The sequence below is a fragment of the Nitrosospira sp. Nsp11 genome (genome assembly GCF_900142705.1).
GTDB lineage: Bacteria > Pseudomonadota > Gammaproteobacteria > Burkholderiales > Nitrosomonadaceae > Nitrosospira.
Map to the genome: position 1 here is coordinate 100,987 of NZ_FRBV01000003.1, position 24,576 is coordinate 125,562.

The 24,576-nt window shown below is 53.2% G+C and carries 20 protein-coding genes; 6 read left to right on the forward strand and 14 right to left on the reverse strand.

What is annotated here, in order from left to right; all coding sequences use genetic code 11:
* Nucleotides 1-178: 178 nt before the first annotated feature.
* The 12 genes from BUA28_RS05800 to BUA28_RS05855 all read right to left on the reverse strand — a co-directional run bounded on the left by BUA28_RS05800 (nucleotide 179) and on the right by BUA28_RS05855 (nucleotide 10,529).
* A complete protein-coding gene (locus BUA28_RS05800) occupies nucleotides 179-1,300 on the reverse strand; it encodes a deoxyguanosinetriphosphate triphosphohydrolase (protein WP_072767181.1) in 1,122 nt (373 codons plus the stop codon).
* Nucleotides 1,293-2,393, reverse strand: coding sequence for a 3-dehydroquinate synthase (gene aroB / locus BUA28_RS05805; protein ID WP_072767182.1), 1,101 nt, complete (start codon nucleotides 2,391-2,393; stop codon nucleotides 1,293-1,295). Before aroB ends, BUA28_RS05800 begins: the two co-directional genes overlap by 8 nt.
* Before the next feature lie 98 nt (nucleotides 2,394-2,491).
* Nucleotides 2,492-2,905, reverse strand: a complete 414-nt coding sequence (gene hemJ / locus BUA28_RS05810) for a protoporphyrinogen oxidase HemJ (RefSeq protein WP_072767183.1) — start codon at nucleotides 2,903-2,905, stop codon at nucleotides 2,492-2,494.
* A gap of 309 nt (nucleotides 2,906-3,214) precedes the next feature.
* Nucleotides 3,215-3,775: a NifU family protein gene (locus BUA28_RS05815; RefSeq protein WP_072767184.1), complete on the reverse strand. Its 561-nt coding sequence runs from the start codon at nucleotides 3,773-3,775 to the stop codon at nucleotides 3,215-3,217.
* 72 nt (nucleotides 3,776-3,847) lie between these two features.
* The gene (gene sufU, locus BUA28_RS05820) at nucleotides 3,848-4,330 is read right to left on the reverse strand and encodes a Fe-S cluster assembly sulfur transfer protein SufU (RefSeq protein ID WP_072767185.1); all 483 of its coding nucleotides are present in this window, start codon (nucleotides 4,328-4,330) and stop codon (nucleotides 3,848-3,850) included.
* The gene (locus BUA28_RS05825) at nucleotides 4,330-5,589 is read right to left on the reverse strand and encodes a cysteine desulfurase (protein WP_072767186.1); all 1,260 of its coding nucleotides are present in this window, start codon (nucleotides 5,587-5,589) and stop codon (nucleotides 4,330-4,332) included. Before BUA28_RS05825 ends, sufU begins: the two co-directional genes overlap by 1 nt.
* 2 nt (nucleotides 5,590-5,591) lie before the next feature.
* Nucleotides 5,592-6,902 (reverse strand): Fe-S cluster assembly protein SufD, encoded by a 1,311-nt coding sequence (gene sufD, locus BUA28_RS05830; protein WP_072767307.1) that lies wholly within the window; start codon nucleotides 6,900-6,902, stop codon nucleotides 5,592-5,594.
* Between the two features lie 2 nt (nucleotides 6,903-6,904).
* Nucleotides 6,905-7,693 (reverse strand): Fe-S cluster assembly ATPase SufC, encoded by a 789-nt coding sequence (sufC, locus tag BUA28_RS05835; RefSeq protein WP_072767187.1) that lies wholly within the window; start codon nucleotides 7,691-7,693, stop codon nucleotides 6,905-6,907.
* A complete protein-coding gene (gene sufB, locus BUA28_RS05840; protein WP_072767188.1) occupies nucleotides 7,690-9,126 on the reverse strand; it encodes a Fe-S cluster assembly protein SufB in 1,437 nt (478 codons plus the stop codon). The genes sufC and sufB overlap by 4 nt, the downstream gene beginning before the upstream one ends.
* Before the next feature lie 98 nt (nucleotides 9,127-9,224).
* Nucleotides 9,225-9,566 carry a HesB/IscA family protein gene (locus BUA28_RS05845; RefSeq protein ID WP_072767189.1) on the reverse strand — a complete coding sequence of 114 codons (342 nt, stop codon included), beginning with the start codon at nucleotides 9,564-9,566 and terminating at the stop codon, nucleotides 9,225-9,227.
* A gap of 66 nt (nucleotides 9,567-9,632) precedes the next feature.
* Complete coding sequence (locus BUA28_RS05850; protein ID WP_072767190.1) at nucleotides 9,633-10,154, reverse strand: Rrf2 family transcriptional regulator; 522 nt, start codon at nucleotides 10,152-10,154, stop codon at nucleotides 9,633-9,635.
* A 135-nt stretch (nucleotides 10,155-10,289) separates the two neighbouring features.
* Nucleotides 10,290-10,529 (reverse strand): recombinase family protein, encoded by a 240-nt coding sequence (locus BUA28_RS05855; protein WP_083569893.1) that lies wholly within the window; start codon nucleotides 10,527-10,529, stop codon nucleotides 10,290-10,292.
* Nucleotides 10,530-10,916: 387 nt separating this feature from the next.
* Between BUA28_RS05855 and BUA28_RS16215 the strand changes: the two genes are divergently transcribed.
* Nucleotides 10,917-11,753 (forward strand): hypothetical protein, encoded by an 837-nt coding sequence (locus BUA28_RS16215; RefSeq protein ID WP_072767192.1) that lies wholly within the window; start codon nucleotides 10,917-10,919, stop codon nucleotides 11,751-11,753.
* Between the two features lie 330 nt (nucleotides 11,754-12,083).
* Here the strand turns inward: BUA28_RS16215 and BUA28_RS05865 are convergent, their stop codons facing one another.
* Nucleotides 12,084-12,728, reverse strand: coding sequence for a TetR family transcriptional regulator (locus BUA28_RS05865; RefSeq protein ID WP_072767193.1), 645 nt, complete (start codon nucleotides 12,726-12,728; stop codon nucleotides 12,084-12,086).
* Nucleotides 12,729-12,910: 182 nt separating this feature from the next.
* Here BUA28_RS05865 and BUA28_RS05870 point away from each other — a divergent pair, with 182 nt between their 5' ends.
* From BUA28_RS05870 to BUA28_RS05890, 5 genes are all read left to right on the forward strand, one after another.
* Nucleotides 12,911-14,116, forward strand: a complete 1,206-nt coding sequence (locus BUA28_RS05870; protein WP_256325266.1) for an efflux RND transporter periplasmic adaptor subunit — start codon at nucleotides 12,911-12,913, stop codon at nucleotides 14,114-14,116.
* A 12-nt stretch (nucleotides 14,117-14,128) separates the two neighbouring features.
* Nucleotides 14,129-17,266: an efflux RND transporter permease subunit gene (locus BUA28_RS05875; RefSeq protein WP_072767195.1), complete on the forward strand. Its 3,138-nt coding sequence runs from the start codon at nucleotides 14,129-14,131 to the stop codon at nucleotides 17,264-17,266.
* Entirely contained in the window at nucleotides 17,253-18,650 is a 1,398-nt protein-coding gene (locus BUA28_RS05880) for an efflux transporter outer membrane subunit (protein ID WP_072767196.1), read from the forward strand. The genes BUA28_RS05875 and BUA28_RS05880 overlap by 14 nt, the downstream gene beginning before the upstream one ends.
* Before the next feature lie 493 nt (nucleotides 18,651-19,143).
* Nucleotides 19,144-20,382 carry an efflux RND transporter periplasmic adaptor subunit gene (locus BUA28_RS05885; protein ID WP_072767197.1) on the forward strand — a complete coding sequence of 413 codons (1,239 nt, stop codon included), beginning with the start codon at nucleotides 19,144-19,146 and terminating at the stop codon, nucleotides 20,380-20,382.
* Nucleotides 20,379-23,552 (forward strand): multidrug efflux RND transporter permease subunit, encoded by a 3,174-nt coding sequence (locus BUA28_RS05890; RefSeq protein WP_072767198.1) that lies wholly within the window; start codon nucleotides 20,379-20,381, stop codon nucleotides 23,550-23,552. Before BUA28_RS05885 ends, BUA28_RS05890 begins: the two co-directional genes overlap by 4 nt.
* Before the next feature lie 79 nt (nucleotides 23,553-23,631).
* Here the strand turns inward: BUA28_RS05890 and BUA28_RS05895 are convergent, their stop codons facing one another.
* Entirely contained in the window at nucleotides 23,632-24,555 is a 924-nt protein-coding gene (locus tag BUA28_RS05895) for a LysR family transcriptional regulator (protein ID WP_072767199.1), read from the reverse strand.
* Nucleotides 24,556-24,576 lie beyond the last annotated feature (21 nt).

Sequence of the window (24,576 nt, forward strand, 5' to 3'; positions counted from 1 at the left end):
CTTAACTTGTTAATGTTATCAGCTATTGGCTTCCGGGTACATGGTCGCCAGCAAGTGGCGATTGTGGCGGAACTTTATCCTTGCCGGCGCCAGCCTTTACGGTGACCCCAAATAGGCAGCAAATGAAATGAATAAAAGATGTTAAAGACATAGTAGCAGCAAACGCATAGTAGAAGCGTCAGCTCTCCTCGATGGCAAATAACCGTCTATATTCCCGAATTGCATAACGATCGGTCATGCCGGCAATATAATCGGCCACCGCCTGATGCTTATCGTGATGATACTTTGACTGAAATACTGGAGGAAGCAGCCGGATATCCGAGCAAAACGCCTTGAAGAGTGCCTGGATCGTGTGTCGCGCCTTGGCGCTCATGCGCGCCACTTTGTAGTGCCGGTACAGATAATCACGCAGAAATTTTTTCAGTTCCTGTTGTTCCTGCCAGATTCCCTTGCTGAAACCAATCAGGGATGGAGCCGCCCGCACAGCCTCAAGACTATCCGGACGGGTATCCGCGATATTGGCGGCGCTTTGACTGATCAAATCCCCCACCAGCGTATTGATCATGCGTCGAACGGTTTCATGAACCAGACGCCGTCCCGAGATGTCAGGGTAATGACTTCTTGCCATCGATAAATGCCGATCGAATATTTTGACTTCCGCAAGTTGCTCCTGGGTAATCAGGCCGGAGCGCAAACCGTCGTCTACGTCGTGGTTGTTGTAGGCAATTTCATCGGCAAGATTGGCCAGTTGTGCTTCCAGTGACGGTCGCTGATCCGAAAGGAAACGCTCGCCCACATCTCCAAGTTTAACGGCATTCTTTCTGGCGCAGTGCTTGAGGATGCCTTCACGAGTTTCGAAGCACAGGTTCAGGCCGTCAAATGCGCCGTAACGCTCTTCCAGCACATCTACCACACGCAGAGATTGCAAGTTGTGCTCAAAGCCGCCGTAATCTTTCATGCAGTCGTTCAGCGCTTCCTGCCCGGCGTGACCGAATGGCGTATGGCCGAGGTCGTGCGCCAAGGCAATAGCTTCTACCAGGTCTTCGTTGAGATTCAAATTGCGCGCCACCGAACGGCCGATTTGCGCCACTTCCAGGCTGTGCGTCAAACGCGTGCGGAACAGGTCGCCTTCGTGATTTACGAAAACCTGAGTTTTGTATACAAGCCTGCGAAACGCGGTGGAATGAATGATGCGATCGCGATCACGCTGGAAGGCGGTACGTCCTGGCGCTGATTCTTCCGCGATGCGACGGCCGCGCGAACTGGCCGGCGTTACCGCATAAGGCGCCAGCTCATGCATTGGCAGTACATTCCACAAGAGTTTCAGTCAATATATCCGCCGGTACATCCGAATGGAGCACGGCCTCGCCTATATGCCGCAGTAAAATGAAACGCATATTCCCTCCCTCTACCTTCTTGTCCAGTCCCATCAAGCGCAGGTATGTTTCGGGACCGAGAGCGGGCGCTATAGCAGAAAGCCCTGCTTGCGCATAAATTTTCCGGATTCGCTCTACCTCGGCCTCACCGATCATTCCCATGCGCCTGGATAGTTCCGCAGCCAGCATCGTACCGGCTGCAACTGCTTCGCCATGCAACCAGACACCGTAACCCATCGCATTTTCGATGGCGTGACCAAAAGTATGCCCTAGGTTGAGTAATGCGCGACCACCGCTTTCGCGTTCGTCGGCTTGCACAACCTCCGCCTTGTTTACGCAACTTCGGCGTATTGCCTCGACCAGCACATCAGCGTCGCGGATAAGGAGCTTGGCCATATTCTGTTCTAGCCACTCCAGAAAGCCGGGGTCGCGGATAAGGCCGTATTTGATGATCTCGGCAATGCCTGCGCGCAATTCCCTTTCCGGCAACGTATCAAGCGTTGCTGTGTCTGCCAGTACGACCCGGGGCTGATAAAAAGCGCCGATCATATTTTTGCCAAGCGGATGATTGATACCGGTCTTACCGCCTACCGAAGAATCGACCTGTGCCAGAAGTGTCGTTGGAATTTGAATAAACGGCACTCCCCGCAAATATGTCGCGGCGGCAAACCCGGCCAAATCACCCACGACTCCGCCGCCAAGGGCGATGATGGGCGTGCTTCGCTCACAGCGGTGACCAAGAAGCGCATCGAATATGGAGTTCAGCGTCCGCCAATTCTTGTGCTCTTCCCCGTCGGGGAGAACGATGGGTACGGTCGCCACGCCTTGGCCTTCCAGCACGCTGCGCAGCTTTTCCATATAAAGGGGCGCTACCGTAGTGTTTGTGACGATTGCGGCGCGCTTTCGCGGCAAATGGTCCAGGATAATTTCGGAATGGCTCAGAACCCCATTGCCGATATGTATCGGGTAACTACGCTTACTTGGCGTAGAGGCAAAATCTACCGTGATTGTTTGCATGGTTTAGCGGTTCTCGAAGCACGATTTCTATTCTTGTCTACCTGATGATCAACAGGTTTTTGTTGGGCGGAACTCATCATGGAATAGCAAGCAATCTTTCAAAATGGCTTAACCACAACCAGGATTACCACTGCAATCAGGATCGCCACCGGAAATTCATTAAACCACCGGTAATAAACATGGCCGCGCCGATTGCGATCATACTTGAAATCGGCGAGCAGTTTTCCGCAGTAGAGGTGATACGCGATCAGCACGATGACGAGTGCAAGTTTTGCATGCAACCAGCCGCCAGAAATTCCATAACCCAGCCAGAGCCAAAGACCAAAGAGAATTGTCAGCACTGCGCCAGGCGTCATGATCCCATAATAAAGTTTGCGCTCCATCACCTTGAAGCGCTTGATGCCTGGTGGGTCATCGCTCATCGCATGATAGACAAACAGACGCGGCAAATAAAACAATCCTGCAAACCAGGTCACCATGAAAATGATGTGTAGCGATTTTATCCAGAGCATCTCTGATTCTTCTTAGCCTGAACCTGGCATCTATATGAGGTCGGGGGATAATGTATGGCGCGAGAGCAAGCACGGGCAATCTGCCGCGAAAACCGGGCGACCCGCTCTGCAAGAGCCGTAAAAAACAGCAAAAAAAACGCAGCAGCCGATTAGTTCATTGGGTGCCGGTAGGCCAGCACCCTGCCATGCAGAAATCGAGCATACCATAGCCGAGCATGCCCGGATGAAAAGGAATATCATCGAAAACGCATCTTGGAGCAGCAAAACGAGGAAGAACCTACATACTGCAAAGCACGTGGCGCCCAGTCTTTATAGCGCGACAACTTCGATATCGGGTTCTATTGATCTCAGCATATTCTGAATACCTCGCAACGTGCCTGAGATCGAGCTCGGGCAGGTGCCGCAAGCACCTTGATAATGAACGCTAAGCTTGTTGCCATCGAGCCCGAGCACATGCAGGTCGCCGCCGTCATTTTGGAGATAAGGACGAACCTCCTCGTCGAGCATGACATTGATAGTATCGAGCCGCTGCTGGTCCTCCGGACTTAAACCGGCAATCGCACTGGTTGCCGCAGCTACTGTTGCGGCTGATTGCGCATCGGCCGCGGGCGCGGCGCGGATGGGATCGGCCACCTCGCGTGCAAGGTCTTGCCAGTCGGCGCCGCCGTCTTGCGTTACCGTGATCCAGCGATCGACATAAAATACGTTAGTCACATGATCGATGTCGAACAATGCCGAGGCAAGTGGATCGTCTTTCGCCTGCTCGGCATTGTCATACGAACATGTCACCCCCCAGGTCAATGGCTCCTTCAGGATGAACTTCAGCGCGTTTCGATTTGGGGTGCCTTCTATTTCCGCTATTTTTGGCATTTCCTGTTCCTTTCAACCTAAATCAGGTATTTGGACGGATGAAGTGGAGGCGGTCAACTACCGGATTCAGGTTCAAGCATCACCTATTGGAGCATGCATCGGGTCATCCTCGGACTCGGTCGAGATAGTGGTCACGGCATTGAGCGCAGCATGCAGCGTATGCCACGGCAAAATCGCGCATTTTACACGCGTTGGCAGATCACGCACGCCTGCAAACACGGTGAGCCGCCCCAGATGATGCTGGCCCTCGAGATCGAGCGTGCCGGTCGCCATATCACGAAACTCCTTGATCAGCGTCTCTGCATCCGCGCGTGTTTTGCCTTTCACGACGGTGGTCATCATCGAAGCCGATGCCTTGCAGATCGCGCATGATTCACCGTGGAATGCAATGCCGTCAATGCGCTCTCCCTCGAGGTTTAGCGCAATGTCGAGGTGATCGCCGCATAATGGGTTATGGCCAACCGCATGGTGGCTTGCTTTATCAAGCGTGCCATAATTACGGGGCTTCTTGTTGTGGTCGAGAATAACTTCCTGATAGAGTGATTTCGTGTTCATTACATGAAAATTTTTTGCACGGTGCGAAGGCCCGCGATAAATGCATCCACCTCGGCCATCGTATTGTAAAAAGCAAACGAAGCACGTGTCGTCGCGGGTACCTTGAGGCGCAGCATTACCGGCTGTACGCAATGGTGCCCGGTCCGTACCGCGACCCCTTCCTGATTCAGGAGCGTGCCGATATCATGCGGATGCACGCCCTCGACCTCAAACGACAGTACCGCGGTCTTCATTGCAGCCGTGCCGATAATACGCACGCCCGGCATACAGCTTATCTGTTCAGTCGCATAGTTGAGAAGATCAAGCTCGTACGCGGCGATTGCGTCCAAACCGATCGAGGATAAATAATCAACCGCGGCGCCGAGTCCGATCGCAGCTGCGATCGGCGGTGTACCTGCTTCAAATTTGTGCGGTATGGAATTGTATGTGGTTTTTTCGAAAGTTACCGACAAAATCATGTCTCCGCCGCCCTTGAATGGCTGCATGCGCTCAAGTAGCTCAGCTTTGCCGTAGAGCACCCCTATGCCCGTTGGTCCGCATAGCTTGTGGCCGGAAAAAGCGTAGAAGTCGCAGTCGAGATCTTGCACGTCCACCGTCATGTGCGGCACGGCCTGCGCGCCATCGATCAGCACCGGTACATTGCGCGCATGCGCGAACGCAATCATTTCCTTGACCGGATTAACTGTACCCAGTGCATTCGACACATGCAACACACCTACGAATTTGGTTCGCTCGGTAAACAGTTTTTCGTATTCATCGATGAGGAGCTCCCCGGCATCGTTGATGGGCACAACACGGATCTTCGCGCCCTTCTCTTCCGCGAGCATCTGCCAAGGCACGATGTTGGAATGATGCTCAAGTGTAGTCAGAATGATTTCGTCGCCGGCACCGATGAATTTTCGGCCGTAACCATGCATAACGAGATTGATCGCATCGGTGGTGCCACTGGTGAAAATGACTTCCCTGTCTTCGCGCGCGTTGATGAAACGTTGCAATCTACGGCGCGACCCCTCGTATTCCGCAGTGGCCAATTCGGATAAATAGTGCACGCCGCGATTGATATTGGCGTGCTGGGTCGTCTGGTAGCGTACCAGGCGGTCAATTACCGGTTGCGGCATCTGGCTGGACGCCGCGTTGTCGAGATAGACCAGTGGTTTACCCTCAACCTGGAGCTCGAGGATCGGAAAATCAGCGCGAACGCGGTCAATGTCGAACGTCGAAGCGAATTGCGGCTTTAGAGTGGAATCTATTATCTTCATGGTCAATCTCGTTGAGTCCGCTCAAGTACCGTTCGCTCAAGCCGGTGCTTGAGGGATGCAATGGAAATGCGATCGATAATTTCGGCGCCAAACGCGTAAGTCAGCAGATTGCGCGCCACTACCTCGGATAGTCCACGACTCTTGAGATAAAACAGCTCCTCACTGGCGAGTTGACCAACGGTGGCGCCGTGCGCGCACTTTACGTCGTCCGCAAAAATTTCAAGCTGTGGCTTGGTGTCGACACGCGTCTTCCCACTCAGCAGCAAGTTGCGGCTCGATTGCGTGGAATCAGTATGTTGAGCCCCTGGACGTACTATTATCTTACCGTTGAACACGGCGTGCGCAGCGCCGTCCACGATGCATTTATGTAACTGGCGGCTTGTGCAATTCGGCACCGCATGATCAATGCTGGAATGGGTATCGGCAAGCTGGCGTTCCGTAATCAAGGCGAGCCCGTCAATCGTGCACTCGGCTCCCTCCGCCGCAAGCAGCACATTCAAATCATATCGTGAAATACGCGCACCCAGCGCGACGCTGACCGATCGATAGCGGCTAGCATGCGCTAGCGATACCGCACAGTTTGCGATATGAAACGCGTGGATGCTATCTCGCTGCACCCGGATGTGATTGACCTCGGCATTATCTCCCAGCGCGATTTCTGCCACCGCATTGGTGACATACGCGCCTTCATGAAGCGTAACATAATCCTCGACGAGCGTGACCGAACTACCCGATTCGGCAATCAGAAGGCAACGCGGATGGCTTGCAGCCTCTGGCTGTGTTGCAATGAACAACACATGCACCGGTTCCCTTGCCGCCGTCTCACGCGGTACCACGACCAATGCCCCGTCGTGGAGAAACGCGGTATTCAGTGCGGTGAACAGGTTATGCTCAAACCCGGCATGGCGCCCAAGATGCGGCTCTATTGCCACGCCATGCGTGGCAATAGCCGTCGACAGATCCGTGACTACCAAACCGAGCTCCTTGGCCCTATTCGGCGATGTTGAAAACTGCGGCATATATGCGCCATCGACGAACACGAGCCTGACCGCCGCTTCGTCCAGATAGAAACGTTCCACGTCGACAGTTTTCACCCTCGATGCACCGCGCAGCGGCTGGAAGGACAGCTTGGCAAGCGGTGAAATATCGGTAAAGCGCCACTCTTCGTCCCGAGTAGTCGGCACCTTTAATGTACCGGCACGGTCAACAGCATTTGCTCTCAACTGATTAAACCATGCGAGAGGGCTGGGCGGCAGTTGTGGCTGTCCCTGAAGCAAGCTTTCGAGATAGCTGTTGCCGGTAACCATGCTCATGCTCATGCCTCGACCGCAGCACGTTGCTCGGCGCCGACCCAGTCATATCCACGATTTTCGAGATCGAGTGCAAGCTCTTTGTCGCCGGTCTTGATGATGCGACCTGCCTCCATTACGTGCACGTAGTCCGGCACGATGTAATTAAGAAGGCGTTGATAATGGGTGACCAATATGATTGCATTATCCTTGTTGGCCAAGCGGTTCACACCCTTGGTGACGATCCTTAGCGCATCGATGTCGAGTCCGGAGTCGGTCTCGTCGAGAATCGCCAGCCGTGGCTCAAGCAGCGCCATTTGCAATATCTCGTTCCGCTTTTTCTCACCGCCGGAAAAACCTTCATTGACGCCACGATCGAGAAAATCGGGGTTCATGTCCAGCAATTTCATTTTTTCACGCACCAAGTCATCAAATTCGAGCGGATCAAGCTCATCCTTCCCGCGTTGTGCCTGTACAGTATTGTAGGCGAGACGCAAAAAGTGGCTATTGGCAACGCCGGGGATCTCGACCGGATACTGAAAGGCGAGGAATACGCCCGCGCGCGCGCGTTCCTCCGGTTTCAGATCAAACAGATCATTTCCTTCAAACGCCACCGAACCGCCGGTTACCTGGTATGCGTCGTGGCCGGCCAGCACCTTTGCAAGGGTGCTTTTGCCCGAGCCGTTTGTGCCCATGATTGCGTGCACTTCACCGAATTTGACCGTAAGGTCTATACCCTTGAGGATTTCGATACCGTTGACAGTCGCTCGCAGCCCACGTATTTCAAGTAACGTTTTGCTATCCTGATAAATCATCCGACGCTCCCTTCGAGCTTGAATCCGAGCAGCTTGGTCGCTTCGACCGCGAACTCCATCGGCAACTGTTGAAATACATCCTTGCAGAATCCATTAATGATCATCGATACCGCTTCCTCGCTGCCGATACCACGCTGGGCAAAGTAAAATAGTTGGTCTTCACCAATCTTTGACGTTGATGCTTCATGCTCGACCTTGGCTTCCTGGTTGCGAACCTGTATGTAAGGAAAGGTATGGGCTCCGCATTTGTCGCCGATCAGCATTGAATCACACTGCGAATAATTACGCGCCCCAGTAGCGGTAGGCGCGATTCTGACCAGTCCGCGGTAGCTGTTATTGGAATGGCCGGCCGAGATACCCTTGCTGACTATGGTGCTGCGCGTATTTTTTCCGATGTGAACCATTTTGGTGCCGGTATCTGCCTGCTGATAGTTATTGGTGACAGCCACCGAATAAAATTCTCCTACCGAGTTTTCGCCCTGAAGAATACATGAAGGATACTTCCAGGTAATAGCCGATCCGGTTTCAACTTGAGTCCACGAAATACGCGAATTAACGCCCTTGGCCAAGCCACGCTTGGTAACGAAGTTGTAAATGCCACCCATGCCGTTTTCGTCGCCCGCATACCAATTTTGCACTGTCGAGTATTTGATGTCGGCGTTGTCCAGCGCTACCAGCTCAACCACTGCGGCGTGCAATTGATTCGTATCGAATTTGGGCGCGGTACAACCCTCGAGATATGAGACCGATGAACCCTCCGCGCCGATAATGAGAGTGCGCTCGAATTGTCCCGATTCCTCCGTATTGATTCGGAAGTACGTAGCCAGATCCATGGGGCATTTCACGCCTTTGGGAATAAAGCAGAATGTCCCATCCGTAAAAACGGCGGAATTGAGCGCAGCGTAGTAATTGTCGCCCACCGGCACCACCGTACCAAGATACTGCTTCACCAGGTCCGGATGCTCATGAACGGCTTCCGAAATTGAGCAGAATATTATGCCCACCTCGGCAAGCTTCTGCTTGTAGGTCGTCGCAACCGACACGCTGTCGAAAATCACATCTACCGCTACGCCGGCGAGCGCTGCCCGCTCATGCATCGGCACCCCGAGTTTCTCAAAAGTGCGCAGTAATTCGGGATCAACCTCGTCCATGCTGTTCAGCTTCTTTTTCTGCTTCGGCGCCGCGTAGTAGCTGATTGACTGAAAATCAATCTTCGGATACTTGACGTTAGGCCACCGTGGCTCTTCCATCTTGAGCCATTGCTCATACGCCTTCAGCCGAAACTCAAGCAGCCATTCGGGCTCCTCTTTCTTTGATGAGATGAGGCGGATAATGTCCTCGTTAAGCCCTTTTGGCGCGATATCGGACTCGATCTCGGTAACAAAGCCGTGCTTATAAGGCTGATTGACCAGTTTTTGTAATACTGCACTCATGTCGATTGCTCCAATGTCGTTTTGCCTTGAGGATACGTCAAGGCATTGCCGCTCCGTATACGGCTCTTGTTTTTTTACTTCTCAGATCTTTGACATAACTAAACTTTGGCTGGTTCTTTCAAACTGAAGCTTTCACCGCAGCCGCATGTATTGTCGACGTTGGGATTTTCAAATTTGAACGAATCATTAAGCCCTTCCCTGACAAAGTCCACACGGGAACCATCCAGGAAAGGCAGACTGCTGGCATCAACCACTACACTGGCGTTATAAGATTCGAACATCTGATCGCCAGCAAGAATTTCGTCAGCATAGTCGAATGTATAAGCAAACCCGGAGCAGCCCACCTTTTTCAAGCCGATGCGCAGCGCCAATCCCTTGCCCCGCTTTGCAAGCTGCTTCCGGATCTGTTTGGCTGCGTTTTCGGTTAATGTTACTGCCATGCTATTCTCCAATTACCATTCGCAAAATATGGTGACCAGAATAAAGGCGGAGATCCTTGATCGGAATCACGCCGAAAATGCGGCATGCCCAAGCTCAGGCACAACCTTTTCCGACGGAATTACGTTTCGCATATCGAGCATTTGCATAACGCCACTCTCTCTCGCCTTGTTTGCATCACTTCTAGCTTTCTGGTCATCAACCAACTGTTTCAACGTCACAGCACCAAGGTGATCGAAAATGAGTTCATTGAGCTTTACCCATAAGTCGTGAGTCATGCACTTTTTATCGTTGTGACAATTTTCCTTTCCGCTGCATTGCGTCGAGTCGATCGGTTCGTCAACAGCGAGGATAATCTCCGCAATCGACACGTGCGCCGTGTCCTTAGCCAAACAATAACCGCCACCCGGACCTCGCACACTGTCGACGAGCCTGCGCTGGCGCAGTTTGGCAAACAATTGCTCAAGATAAGATAGCGAGATTTGCTGGCGCTGACTAATTTCGGCGAGCGTCACAGGGTGAGCGCTGTGCTGCATTGCAAGATCCAGGAGTGCCGTTACCGCAAACCGTCCTTTGGTTGTTAGCCGCATGATAAACTCCTCTTTACTCTTGTGATTCAATCAAATAGGGATATTGATCAAAAACCGGTTCAGTCATTACCAATACTTCAGTCATTACCAATACATGACTGATTTAGTCAACTATAAGATACCTGATTGATTTAGTCAACTATAACAAAACGTCTCCGGCAGAAGGTCAACATCTGCCGCAAATAAGCGCGGGACACGTCTGTCACCCCTCCCAGTCGCGGCAATTGCCCGAGACAGTCTTTGACGCTCGATAGTTGCTCCGCAGACACCCTGATCGGTGAATATCCGTTTACACCCCACTTTGTTCAAAGCGTCTATCTGCAAACCCGAATTCTGGTCACGGGTGGATACCGCGCATAGCCAATTATTATGAATTTGCTTTCTTTATTTTTGCCCTTGCCCTTTTGCAATAAGCAGGTTTCTTGCCTCAACTGATTCAACTTCTAAACACTTGGAAGTGGCGCTTACGCTCTGGAGCATAGGAAGCGGAAATCTGTCTTGGTATGGCGACAGGAAAAAATCTTATAGTTCATGTGTTTGATTGAAGCACATGAACAAGCGTCTCCCGTGGGGGACGAAATTTTGCTTAAAACTGGCAAAATATCTGTAATCCACTGATTTAAAGATTAATATTTTCTGGCATACAAATTGCTTTTATGCCTATAGCCGCGCTATTGCCGTGTTTGTTTCATTAGACGCCATTGGCCGGCTGCAGCTTCATTTTTTTCAAAAACAATATTAAAAACCTGGAGAATAAGCATTATGAAAATCAATAAGAAAAAGGTGGTACTCGCCCTCGTTGCGGTGTTTGGGCTCGCGGCGGAATCGTCAGCATCTGGCGGATTAGGAGTTTCTGCAGGATTAGGAGCACCTACGGGACTTAGCGGTTCCACAGGCTCAGGCGCTTATGCCGGATCCGGCGCTTCTACGAACCTAGGCACCTCTACAAGCTTAGGAACTTCCGCCAACATGGGAACTGCTACCGGTGCAGACATAGATTTGGGAGTTTCTAATGACCTGGGAGTATCTACCCGCTTAGGGGTTTCCGCAGGAGCCAAGGTTTTAACCAGCACATCCGGTCTAACCGCGCTCGATGCTGGCATAGCAGCCACCATGCCGGTGCCAGCCACAACCAAGGTAACGTTGAGCTCACCGGCGATCGCCGTCACGAGCGAAGTCATCGCTGCACAAGCGGTGGATAATACAACCACGATTACCGTGGGTGCACCCGCTGTCACCGCGATCACCAAGGGCGATGTCACGGCTCCAAAGCTCAGCCTCTTTGCTGATGCAAATGCCTCAACCTCTACCGGGATCAGCGCGTGGGTCGCATCGGCAGCTGGAACCAACAATACCGGAGTATCTGCCGTGCTCGGTACAGATATCGCATATGCAGGTGCTGATATAGCAGGTCAATTAACTGACACCCCTGGTTTCAGCACAACAGTGGGGGTCGAAAACCCGCTTCCCCTCCAACTGGCAATCACGGGGGACGCTGCAGTTTCAGCAGTTCCGGAAGCCAACGAATATGCCATGATGTTGGCCGGGCTCGGACTGATGGGTTTCATGGTAAACCGTAGAAAGGAAAAGCTGAAATAGAAATACAGAAAGCCTGCTGAGGTGCGCCCGGGGCGCTTGGTTTGTTCAAGCGCCCCGGGCGCACCTCAGCAATATTCTTTTGTTGCCTCCTTATTTACCCAAACGACGCCTGATGCCCCGGATCGTCCACTTCAGCCACTACCGGGTTTTTTCACTCGGATTCGACCGCGCTGCCCATTCCGGCATTTGGCGCCACTCCCCCTAGATTTGCTGCTGCGCACCTGGACTCTTTTTGTAGTCACTGGATGATGATTTGAACTTGCTTGAACACTGTTAAACGGATTTTTGTAAAAGAAACAACTGGCAGGAGAGGGTCCCTCGAGAATCCAGCTAACTGGAAGGTTGCGTCAGGGTACTCTCGCGGCGACGGAGATTCATATGGGCTTTTACCAACTCAATCGCCTGATGGCGAAACCGATTGCCATCCGTATCTTTTACCCACATATGCAACAGTCCGATAAAAAATAGATGCGTATCCATCGCCAACTGAGCAGGATCGCGCAATGGAAGCAGCTGCTCCTGGGCTTCCGCGCGCTCGTAAATCAACCGCAATTTTTCCTCGATATCAGAACAGTTACACAAAATTTGCTGCAAAACAGTAGCGAACTCATCTACATATTCACACTTTATCATCAGGATTTCATATACCTGGCGCGTTTCGACGCTGTCCACCAGGGATTGAACAGTGCCGCATAAAAAATTTTCTATACACGTAAGCGCATCTTCACAACCTTCGACCAGCAGAGTATCGTCCATGCGATCAATCAATGGCAGCAATACTTGCTCACGCATGGCCTGAAACAGATCGAGTTTATTACTGAAGTGCCAATAAATCGCACCCCGCGTGACACCGGCCTGGACCGCGATATGTTCCATCGTTGTGCGGCTTACACCGCGCGTCAGAAATACCTGGCGCGCCGCCCCGATCAGGCGCTGCCGGGTTAATTCCGAATTTTCCTTTGTTTTACGGGCCATGGTCCAGTTGCTTTTCCAGTCATTAATTTATTTACATTGATGTGCTTCTTATGTATATAATTTACATACATACACGAATGTATGCAAGATGTTTCTTTTTGACTGTTTCCGTTTACTGCGTGGGGTTAAAGATGTCAGCTGCCAAATATTATAAAAATGATAAAAACAGACTTGGCAATCTGATGGCGACTTCGCATTCGAAAGCGACCATCGCGTTTATTATTGGCATTGCCATGAACATTGCATTGGCCGCTTGTGGCAAGAGTGATCAGGCCTCCAATCAACCGCCTGCTGGAATGGCGCTCCCGGTAAGCGTGATCGAAGTACAACCCACTAGTGTGCCGATCAGTGCCGAGGCGGTCGCACAAACCGAAGGCGCCAAGGAAGTCGAGATACGTCCTCGCGTCGGCGGTATTTTGCTCAAACGCCTCTATGAAGAGGGGGCGGCGGTAAAGCTGGGCCAACCCATGTTCCTGATTGATCCTGTACCCTATAGAAATGCCTTGGCCCAAGCAAAAGCGCAACTCGCAGAACAGAAAGCCCGCATTGCACAGACGGAGCGCGAAGAAAAGCGCTTGCGCGATCTACTTGAAACGCAGGCCGTCAGCCAGCGCGAGTACGATAATGCAGTCTCCGATAACGCAATCGCAAACGCCTCCCTGGAGCAGGCGGAAGTTCGCGTGCGCGATGCCGAGCTAAATCTCTCTTATACCTCCGTGCCGGCTCCGGTGACCGGAGTATCCGGCCGCTTCCAATTTTCCGAGGGAACGCTGGTTGAAGCCAACACCAGTCTTCTGACGACGATTGTCCAGTTATCGCCGATCTGGGTACGCTTCAGTTTATCGGATAACGAACTGGCGCAGATCGGTGGTCCGCTACATGAACAAAACGTGCAGCAGGTAACCTTGATACTGCCGGATGGCTCGGAATACCCCAAAAAAGGCAAGTTGAATTTTGCAGCCAGCGAAATCGATCCAATGCTGGGTACGCAGCAATTGCGCGCAACTTTCGAAAACGTGGATCAGCGGCTTTTGCCAGGGCAGTTTGTGCGTGCGCGCGTAACCACCGGCGAACGTGATGGCGTTTTTCTCGTACCCCAGGTTGCAGTGCAGACGTCCGATCTGGGAAATATCGTGTATATCGTCAATGAAAAAAATGAAGCCACCATGCAACCGGTTGTAACCGGCCATTGGCTGGGCAAGGAGTGGGTCATCCTGAGCGGTCTCAAAGCGGGTGATAAAGTCATAGTCGACAATATAATCAAGCTTCGCCCCGGAGCCGCTGTGGCGCCTAACCTGCTTCGTCCAGAGACACCCGTGGCGACCCATGCTCCGGGATCACCGCCTGCTGAGACTTCTGCTCGGCCCGACCCAGAGAAACAGACTTAGGCGGAAATCATCATGACAAGATTCTTCATCACGCGACCTATTTTTGCGTCCGTAGTATCCATTATCATCGTACTTGCGGGGTTGGCAGCCGCGATGCAATTGCCCATCGCACAGTATCCGCAAATTGCGCCGCCGACCGTGCTGATCACCGCGACCTTTCCAGGCGCCAGCGCCGATACCTTGGCTAAAACGGTCGCTGCACCGATTGAGGAGCAGTTAAGCGGTGTCGAAGATCTATTGTATTTCAGCTCCAGCGCCGATTCGAGCGGTACGCTGACAATAACCGTGACCTTCGAAGTCGGCACGGATGTCGATCAGGCAACTTTCAACGTAAGCAACCAGGTAAATATTGCTCTGCCGCGCTTACCGGAGGAAGTCCGCCGCACCGGCCTGATAATACAAAAGCGTTCCAACGACATTCTTCTGGTTTTTATGCTCGTCTCCAAGGAGAAGGGCAAGTACGACCCCCTGTATCTGAGCAATTATGCGACGCTTAACGTGCTGGATGAGCTAAAACGCACCAAAGGAGTGGGTGACGCGATAGTTTTCGGGGGACAGGATTATTCCATGCGTATCTGGCTGCGCCCTGACCGCATGGCTCAATTAGGCGTTACTACCACGGATATTGCCGCAGCTATTCGATCTCAAAACGCTCAATATGCTGCGGGCAAGATAGGACAGGAACCTGCACCTGCGGATCAGCAGCTGATTTATACCGTTAACGCCAAAGGCCGGCTGCTGGAACCTGAACAATTCGGCAATATTATCCTGCGGGCCGATGGGCCGCGCGGCGCACTTTATCTCAAGGATGTAGCCCGCATCGAACTGGGTGCGCAAAGTTACGATGTGCGCACTGCACTCAATGGCGAACCGGGCGCGGGCATTCCCATCTTCCTTCAGCCCGGTGCAAATGCGCTGGAGACGAAAGAAGCCCTCGTCGCCAAAATGGAGGAATTGAAGACTCATTTCCCTGAAGGAATGGATTATGTAGTGCCTTACGATACCAGCCTGTTCGTTACAGCCTCGATCTGGGAGGTCATTAAAACGCTGGGCGAAGCGATGATACTGGTGATACTGGTTGTGTACCTTTTCCTGCAAAGCTGGCGCGCCACGCTCATTCCCCTTGTCGCGGTGCCGATCTCTCTCATTGGCTCGTTTGCGGGACTATGGTTGTTCGGCTTCTCCATCAACACGCTTACGCTGTTTGCGATGGTGCTGTCTATCGGCATTGTGGTGGACGATGCGATAGTGGTGCTGGAAAATATCGAGCGCTTGATGGACGAGGAACAATTATCACCGATGAAAGCTGCCATCAAATCCATGGAGCAGGTTTCACGGGCCGTTGTAGCCATTGTATTAGTGCTGTGTGCAGTGTTTGTGCCTGTAGCCTTCATGGGCGGCATTGCCGGTGAGCTATATCGCCAGTTTGCCGTAACGGTTGCGGTAGCAGTGGTAATTTCCGGCATAGTAGCGTTGACGCTCACACCGGCGTTGTGTGCCATTATCCTGAAAACCACTCATGGAGAATCTGCATTCTTCAGAAAATTTAACGGTGGATTCCGGCACTTGACCAATTTCTATACCCACACGGTCAGCCTGACATTACATCACCCCATTATTGGTGCGCTCGTATTCGCAGGAATCGTCGGCGTGGCAATTTACCTGGGCAAAACGGTTCCCGAGAGTTTCGTGCCGCCTGAAGACCAAGGCTATGTGGTGGCCGCGACGATTCTGCCTGACGGCGCAACGCTGTCTCGAACAACCCAGACGGCTGAAGCCGTGCGCGCTGCCATTGCAGAAGACCCGGCAGTTTCCCACCAGTTTGTGGTCAACGGTTACGATCTTATCGGCGGCGGAAACAAGACAAGCTCGGCAACCATGTTCGTGACATTCAAAGATTGGTCCGAAAGAATTGCCACTGCCGAGGATATCGTCAACAAGCTGTTCGGTATCGGCATGCAGCAGCCTGACGGCATCGCGATAGCATTTAATCCCCCTGCCATCCGGGGGTTGGGTACCGCAGGGGGGTTTGAAGTTTATGTGCAGGCCCGCGGCGGATCGGACCCCTTGCGATTGTCGGGGGTCGTGAGCAATCTCATCGACGCATTGAACCAGGAACCGCGCCTCGCCGGCATCAATACTTTCTTCCGTCCCACAGTACCGCAATTTTTTATCGAAGTGGATGAGGCCAAGGCGATTTCGCAGGGAGTATCAATTGCTGACCTGTATGCCACCTTGCAGAGTACTATGGGTTCGCTCTATATCAACGATTTTAACAAGTCCGGTCGCACCTATCGCGTACAACTGCAGGCAGAACCCCAATACCGTATGAAGCCGGAAGATCTCGGCAGAGTGTACGTGCGTTCCGAATCCGGTGCGATGGTGCCCATGTCGGCGCTGAGCACGATAAAAAGCATCGTCGGTGCGGAACAACTGGAGCGCTATAATGGTCTTCTTGCCGCTAAAATCATGGGAAGTGGCGCACCCGGCGTAAGCTCAGGTGACGCCATTAAACTCGTGGAAGAGATCGCGGCAAAAAACCTGCCGGATAATTATCAGATTAGCTGGACGGCACAGGCCTTCCAGGAGAAACGCACGGGTTCCGCAGCAACTCTCGCTTTCAGTTTTGCCATTATTATGGTATTTCTGATTCTGGCTGCGCAATTCGAAACCTGGGGATTGCCTCTGGCCGTTATCATGGCCGTGCCCTTTGCGCTGACAGGTGCGCTTCTGGCGGTGCTGGTACGCGGGATGCCGAATGATATTTACTTTCAGGTTGGCTTGATTACACTTATAGGGCTGGCGGCAAAAAATGCAATCCTGATCGTGGAATTCGCCAGCCAGAAAATGAAAGAAGGAATGCCGGTTGCAGAAGCCGCGGTTGAAGCTGCACGGTTGCGTTTTCGCCCTATTGTCATGACTTCCATGGCTTTTGTGCTGGGGATCGTACCGCTGGTAATCGCGACCGGGGCCGGGGCCGCCGCACGCCGCTCAATGGGAACCGGCGTCTTTGGCGGCATGCTGCTTGCGACTTTTGTCGCAACCATATTCATTCCGTTATTCTTCACATGGCTTACTCGCAAAAACCCGGGAAAGTCGGCTGAAGATGTACAACATGTACAAGAGGAAAGGGCAAATGCGCCACTATAATGCATGGGTCAGAATACTGTTCTTACTCCCGATCCTGGTCGTGACCTCTTGCGCCATGGGGCCCGACTATGTCCGTCCCCATATCGACACCGCTGACAGGTTTCGCATGGCTGAAAATGAAGGGCACTCCATTGCCAATCTGCCATGGTGGGAGTTGCTTCACGATGATGTACTTCAACAGCTTATCCGGCAGGCTTTAGCGGAAAATAAAGATCTCAAGCAGGCCGTGGCAAGCGTTGAGGAACTCGAGGCCCGCAGCGCAATCAGCCGTTTTGACCTGCTCCCGAAGCTCGAATACAACATCAACGCGCCTGCATTCGGCACTCTCGGTGGATTCCTTTTCCCCGGATTTCCCACACCGTACAGCTACTTCGCACAAAATAACGTGGCTTGGGAAATAGATGTCTGGGGCAGGCTCCGCCGCGCCAACGAAGCCACTCGTGCCGACTTGATGTCGCGCGAAGAAAATCGCCGGGCCGTTGTCCTCACACTGGTGAGCTCGGTAGCACAATCCTATTTCGATCTTTTGCAATTCGACATGCAGTTGGGCATTGCGCAAAACGCACTGCGGTCTTGGGAAGAATCGGTCGCCCTCTCCCGGGCACAACTACGCGGCGGCGTCATCTCGAGACTTGATCTGGATCAGTTCGAGGCAGAACGGGCCAACGCGGCAACGCGCGTGGCGGAGATCGAGCGTCAAATGGTTCAAAAAGAGAATGAGCTGAGCGTATTGCTGGGCAAGAATCCAGTACCGATCGGTCGGGGGATTGCATTGACAGAGCAACTGTTGCCGCCCGTGGTGCCGGCCGGCCTTCCCTCGGAGCTTTTGCAGCGGCGCCCCGATATCCTGCAAGCAGAACAGACGCTGGCAGCAGCAACCGCCAGGATTGGAATGGCCAAAGCGGCGCGGTTTCCCAGAATTTCGATCACCGGTTTTCTGGGCGTGGCCAGTCCGGCATTGTCCAAGCTGCTTGTTACGGGAAGCGAATTTGGAGCGGCGGGCGTCGGCTTGGCAGGCCCATTGCTGAATCCGCAAAGCCTGGGGTTCGAACAGCGGGCAACTGAGGCTCAGGCAAGGCAGGTGTTGGCCAAATACGAGCAGACCATTCTTGTGGCCTTCAAGGAGGTTGAAGATGCCCTAGTGGCTGTTCGTACGTTCAATGATCAACGTACGGCGCAGCAGGAACAGGTCGAGGCATTGCGCTCGGCTTTGCGTGTGGCTGACCTTCGCTATAAGGGAGGCATTACCAGCTATGTGGACGTGCTTCTTGCCGAGCGCAATCTGTTCGATGCCGAGTTTGGGCTCTCGGCAACACGCCGTATGCATCTGGTGTCTGTCATTCAGCTATATAAGGCCTTGGGCGGAGGATGGTTGCCATCGTAAACGAGCATCACGATACCATTTAGCCCCGGCCAGCAATGTTACCTGTCCTTCAGTTCTTGACGTATTTTCTTTGTACCCGGTCTTTTTGCAAGACTTGCAAGGTTTGACGTTTAAGCACCGGCCAGACGTATCCTCATGTACCAGTACCCTTCGCAAGCTTCGCTACGTTTTTATATTGCTTCACTGGCCTGCTGCGGATCACTCATAATGGAAGAAGCAAGGAAGCGCTTAGTTTTTTAATTTGCTGGCAGTTCGTACTTCATAGCGAATTGCGGCTGAGGCGCGGCGGGAATCAAGAGCAGCAGGCGGAAACAATACGACATTCATAGCCCATGGCCTCCCGCTATGTGTCAGTCGTGGTCTCAACCGAAACCGCAATACGAATATCGATTATCGACTACCCAGAGCTGAATTTCCGGCAAAACCCAATCGCCGGTAATACGATCCCTGGGGAACCTGTCTTTTATCCGGGGCAACCCGAGAGCCGGGGTATATGAATCTGCTAACTCAGCGGTTAATAGAAGTAGTCATCCGGGATGGAACCCTCGTTATTCGCATGAGCGTGGGATTACTCCTGATTCTCCTCGCCGCGTGCTCTGAGAAATCAGCGCCACCCTCAGCCCAGCCTGCCCCTGAAGTGGAAGTCATTACCGTAACCACACAAACGATTCCGGACGAGCCGGAGTTTATCGGACGAACAGAGGCCTTCCGCCCCGTGGAAATTCGGCCACAGGTTACCGGTATCATTCAAAAAATATTTTTTACCGAAGGCCGGAATATTCGCAAAGGTGAACAGTTATATCTCATTGACCCTGTTCCCTTTAAAGCTGTTTATCTCAGTGCCAACGCTCGCGTGGCCCAGACTCAGGCGCGACTTGTCCAGGCGGAGCAGGATCTGGTCCGTGTGAGGCCCCTTCTTGAGGAACAGGCTGTCAGCAGAAAAAATGTCGACGATGCCGTGGCCGAGACGCTGGCGGCCAAAGCCGCGCTGGAAGCCGCGCGAAGCGACCTGGTGAAGGCGAAATTCGATATGGATAATACCCTGATCACGGCGCCGGTAAGCGGCCGAGTCGGCCGTAGCCAGTTCTACGAAGGAAGGCTGGTCTCCGCGCAGACCACCCTTCTTACGACTATCGATCAATTGGACCCCATGTACGTCAACGTAAGCGTCCCGGAAAGCTATCTCCTGCGGCGGCGTCGCGATCTTGCCGAGCACAGGATCGAGAGACCGGACATTTTTCAGCTGCGGGGTGTGATGACCTTTTCGGATGGGAGCGTATATCCAGGAGAAGGCCTGCTTGATTTCGCCGATGTCAACCTGCGGACCGAGACAGGGATGCTACAGACGCGGTTCACATTTCCTAATCCCGAAGGGGGCTTCGCGCCGGGGCAGTCCTACTTTTATCCGGGGCAGTTCGTCAAGATTCGCCTCAAGGGGTATATCCGGCCCGATGCGATCCTCATCCCGCAGCGAGCCGTTCAACAAATGCCTACCGGATCGTTTGTCTACGTGATCGGCGAGGGCGGCAAGGCGGAGCTTCGTCCTGTTCAAGCTAGCTTGTGGTATGAAAACGAGTGGTTGATCGACGATGGCCTTCAGCCAGGGGAACGGGTGGTGGTGGAAGGTTTTCATCGGGTCCGGCCAGGGGCTCAGGTGACCGCTGTCCCATTCCAGGGTGGAAAGACTCCCAATAGTCTTCCGGAGGAAAAACCCACGCAGAACGCATCATGAGTTCCCATTTTTTTATTGATCGTCCAATTTTTGCCTCGGTCCTGTCCATCATTATTGTGGTGCTGGGCCTGGTGTCTTTGCAAAAGCTCCCGATAGCGCAATTTCCGCAAATCACGCCACCTATGGTGCAGATCGATGCGGATTATCCCGGCGCAAGCGCGGAAGTTGTCGCAGAAGCCGTGGCGCGGCCGATCGAGGTACAGCTTCCCGGTATCGACAATCTCCTCTACTACGACTCCACCAGTACGAATGATGGGCACATGACGATGAGGCTCACGTTCGAGATTGGCACTGACGTGGATATCGCGCAGGTCCAGACCCAGAACAGGCAACGCCTTGCCGAACCCCAGTTGCCCGATGAAGTCATCCGCCAGGGTGTAACCGTAAAAAAGACGTCGCCGGATTTGCTGGCGGTCATCATGTTGACCTCGACCGATCCCAGGCATGAGACTGTTTTTCTCTCGAACTATGCCCTGCTTCGCGTTCTCGACAACGTCAAACGAATCCCGGGTGTCGGCGACGCCATCATCTTCGGTGCGCAAAATTATTCGATGCGGTTGATCCTCAATCCTGTCCGAATGGCGCAACTCGATATCACGCCGACCGAAGTTGCGGCCGTGGTCCGCGAGCAGAATCGCGATTTCCCCGCCGGGAGGATAGGCCGCGAACCTACGCCCAAAGGCACCGAACTCACTATTCCCGTCATTACACGTGGCCGAATGAGCGAGGTCAAGGAATTCGAGGATATGATCGTTCGAGCGTATCCGGACGGTTCCATGGTCCGGATGAGGGATATCGCGCGGGTGGAACTCGGTGCTCAATCGTATGACCTCGAAGGGCGATGGAACGGGCAGCCCAATGCGTTCCTGCTGACCTTTCTCTCCCCGGGCGCCAATGCGCTCGAGACCGTCAAACACGTTCGCCAGGAAGTGGAAAAGCTGTCGAGAAGTTTTCCGGCAGGCGTGTCCTACGATATTCCCTATGACACGACCACATTCATTGATGTCTCCATCAAGGAAGTGGTGAAAACCCTTATTGAAGCCACGCTCCTGGTCATCCTGGTCGTCTTTCTTTTTCTTCAGAGCTGGCGTGCGACGCTCATCCCGGCCGTCGCCGTTCCAATTTCCCTCATCGGAACCCTGGCCGGGATGGAAGCGCTGGGATTCTCGATTAATACGCTGACTCTGTTCGGCATGGTTCTTGCAATCGGCATCGTCGTGGACGATGCCATCGTCGTGGTGGAGAATGTCGAGCGGCATATGACCAAGGGAGGCCTGTCCCCCAGGGATGCAGCCAAAAAAGCCATGGATGAAGTAACAGGGCCGGTGATTGCAATTGTCCTTGTACTGGCTGCCGTATTTGTTCCGGTCGCTTTTTTAGGCGGTATCACCGGTGAGCTGTATAAACAGTTTGCCATCACCATTGCCCTGTCTGTCGCCATTTCCGGGTTCGTGGCGCTAACGCTCAGCCCCGCGCTTTGCGCGCTGGTTCTCAAGCCGGGCCATGACTCCGCCAACAAGTTCTGGAATATTTTCAACCAGTCGTTTGACTGGCTACAGAGCCGTTACGTTGGAACCGTCGGGATGATTCTGAAGCGATCCTTGATTGCCCTGGCCATCTTCGGAGCCCTGGCAATCGTCATCCTCGGGCTGTTCAAGACCATTCCAGGTAGTTTCCTTCCGGAAGAAGATCAAGGCTATTTTATTACCATCGTCCAACTGCCGGAGGGCGCCTCCAAGACACGAACAATCGAAGTCTTGAAAAAGATAGAACGCTATTTCATGGCGAATCCGGCGGTCCATTCAACGGATGTCCTGGCGGGCCAGAATTTTGTGTTCGGCACGCGGGGCACGAATCAAGCAACGATGTTCGTGCCGCTGCAACATTGGGATACACGCACCAATCCCAGCGATCAGGTCCCGGGTCTTATCGCGGCGGCTTTCGGGGAATTTGCCAAAATTCCCGAAGCCTTGATTCTTGCATTTAATGCGCCCTCTATCCCGGGTCTTGGTTCCACAGGAGGTTTTTCGCTTCAATTGCAAGACCCCAGCGGTGGCGATTTTACGGAGTTCGCCGCTGTCGCTCAGGAGTTTGTAACCAAGGCGGTGGAATATCCGGCGATCGCGGCTGCCAATACGAATTTTCGCGTGAGCACCCCGCGGTTGTATGCCCAGGTAGACCGCGAGCGGGCTAAAGCACTGGGCGTGCCCATTTCTGAAGTCTTCGATACCATGCAGGCTTATTTCGGAAATCTGTATGTAAACGATTTTGTGAAATTCGGTCGCGTCTACCGGGTGCAAACAGAGGCGCTACCGGAGTATCGTTCCCGCCCGGACGATATCAGCAAGGTATATGTGCGCGCCCAGAATGGGACGGAACATACCATGATCCCGCTGGACTCGGTCGTGTCCACCGAATTCAGCAGCGGCCCGGATCCGGTTACGCATTTCAACGGATTCAATACCGCACTCGTGCTGGGCGGCGCCGCGCCGGGATACAGCTCGGGGCAGGCGCTGGAAGCGCTGGAACAAGCAGCAAATGAGATTCTGATACCGCGCGGCTATACAATCGACTGGAGCGGGATATCTTTTCAGGAGCAGAAGGCTGGAGGACAGTCCATCATGGTGTTTGCCTTCGCTCTGCTCATGGTCTTTCTGGTACTGGCTGCCTTGTACGAAAGCTGGTCTGTTCCCTTCGCAGTCATTCTTGCGATACCTTTCGGTGTTCTGGGCGCACTGCTGGCTATATGGACTCGTGGGTTAACGAATGACATCTATTTTCAAATCGGGTTGATAACGCTGATCGGCCTAACGGCAAAAAATGCAATCCTGATTGTTGAATTTGCGAACCAACGCTACGCCGAGGGCGTGCCACTGATCGATGCCGCGCTCGAAGCGGCACGGCTTCGTTTTCGGCCTATCATCATGACCTCCATGGCCTTCATCCTGGGTGTGTTTCCCCTTGTGGTTGCGTCCGGGGCAGGAGCGGCGAGCCGGAATTCCATCGGGACGGGCGTGTTTGGCGGTATGCTGGCTGCCACATTCCTGGCCATTTTTTTTGTACCGCTCTTTTTTGTCATGATCGGCAAGATCGCTCGGCGAGGCAAGCGACTAACAGCCGAGCCTCAGCAAATTCCGGTTGGCGATTTGTCTTCTGAAGAAAAACCATAGCGGCTATGCGATCAGCACAAATGTTGGCTGCCGAAATCAGCCGTCTCGGTCGTAACAAGGTGAATAACAGGACGCTTCTTTAATCCTTTGCTCCTGTTATTCCCGGCATCAGCGCCGGCGCCTCCTTCAACAAGAATTCCCTGAATGCTTGCGCTACGCTTGAAAGCCGTTTGTTTTTTCGGTGTACCACATGCCAATGGCGAATGATTGGAAAATCCTGCACATCCAGAATCGAGAGACGCTTTGTCTCCAATTCCAGCTCGGCCGTATGCAACGACATGATGCCCAGCCCCATCCCCGCTTGTACTGCCTGCTTGATCGCCTCGCTGGTATCCGTTTCCATCCCCCGGTTAATGGCAATATGGTGCGCCGCAAAAAAACGTTCCATCGCACCGCGCGTGCCCGAACCGGGCTCACGCACGAGGAAAGTTTCCCGCTCCAGCCGTTTTACGGGAATACGGCGCTTTTTGCACAAGGGGTGATTCGGGGGAGCAATGACCACCAGTGGATTTTCCATAAAAGATTCCGTGGCGATATCCAGATCATCCGGTGGCTGCCCCATGATGGCCATATCGACCACGTTGTCGGATAATTGCTTCAAAACCGTTTCCCGGTTGGCGACATTCAGGCTGACAGTAACGCCGCTATAGCGCTGGCAAAACCTGGCGAGCAGGTGCGGGGCAAAATAATTGGCGGTGCTTACCACCGCGATATTCAGTTTGCCTCGCTCCAGACCCTTCAATTCATCGAGCGCCAGCTCCATATCGGCCAGTTGTTGGGAGATTGCGCGGCTGTAATGATAAAGTTCGCGCCCCGCATCCGTCAGATAGATTTTCTTACCCATCTGTTCGAACAGCGGCAGACCGATACTTTGCTCCAGCTGCTTGATCTGCATCGAAACCGCGGGTTGGGTCAGGAAGAGGCTTTCAGCCGCGCGCGAAAAACTCAGGTAGCTGGCAACGGACTCAAAAACCTTTAATTGCCTCAGAGTAAGATGTAGCATGGTCGTTTTGCCGGGGTCGAT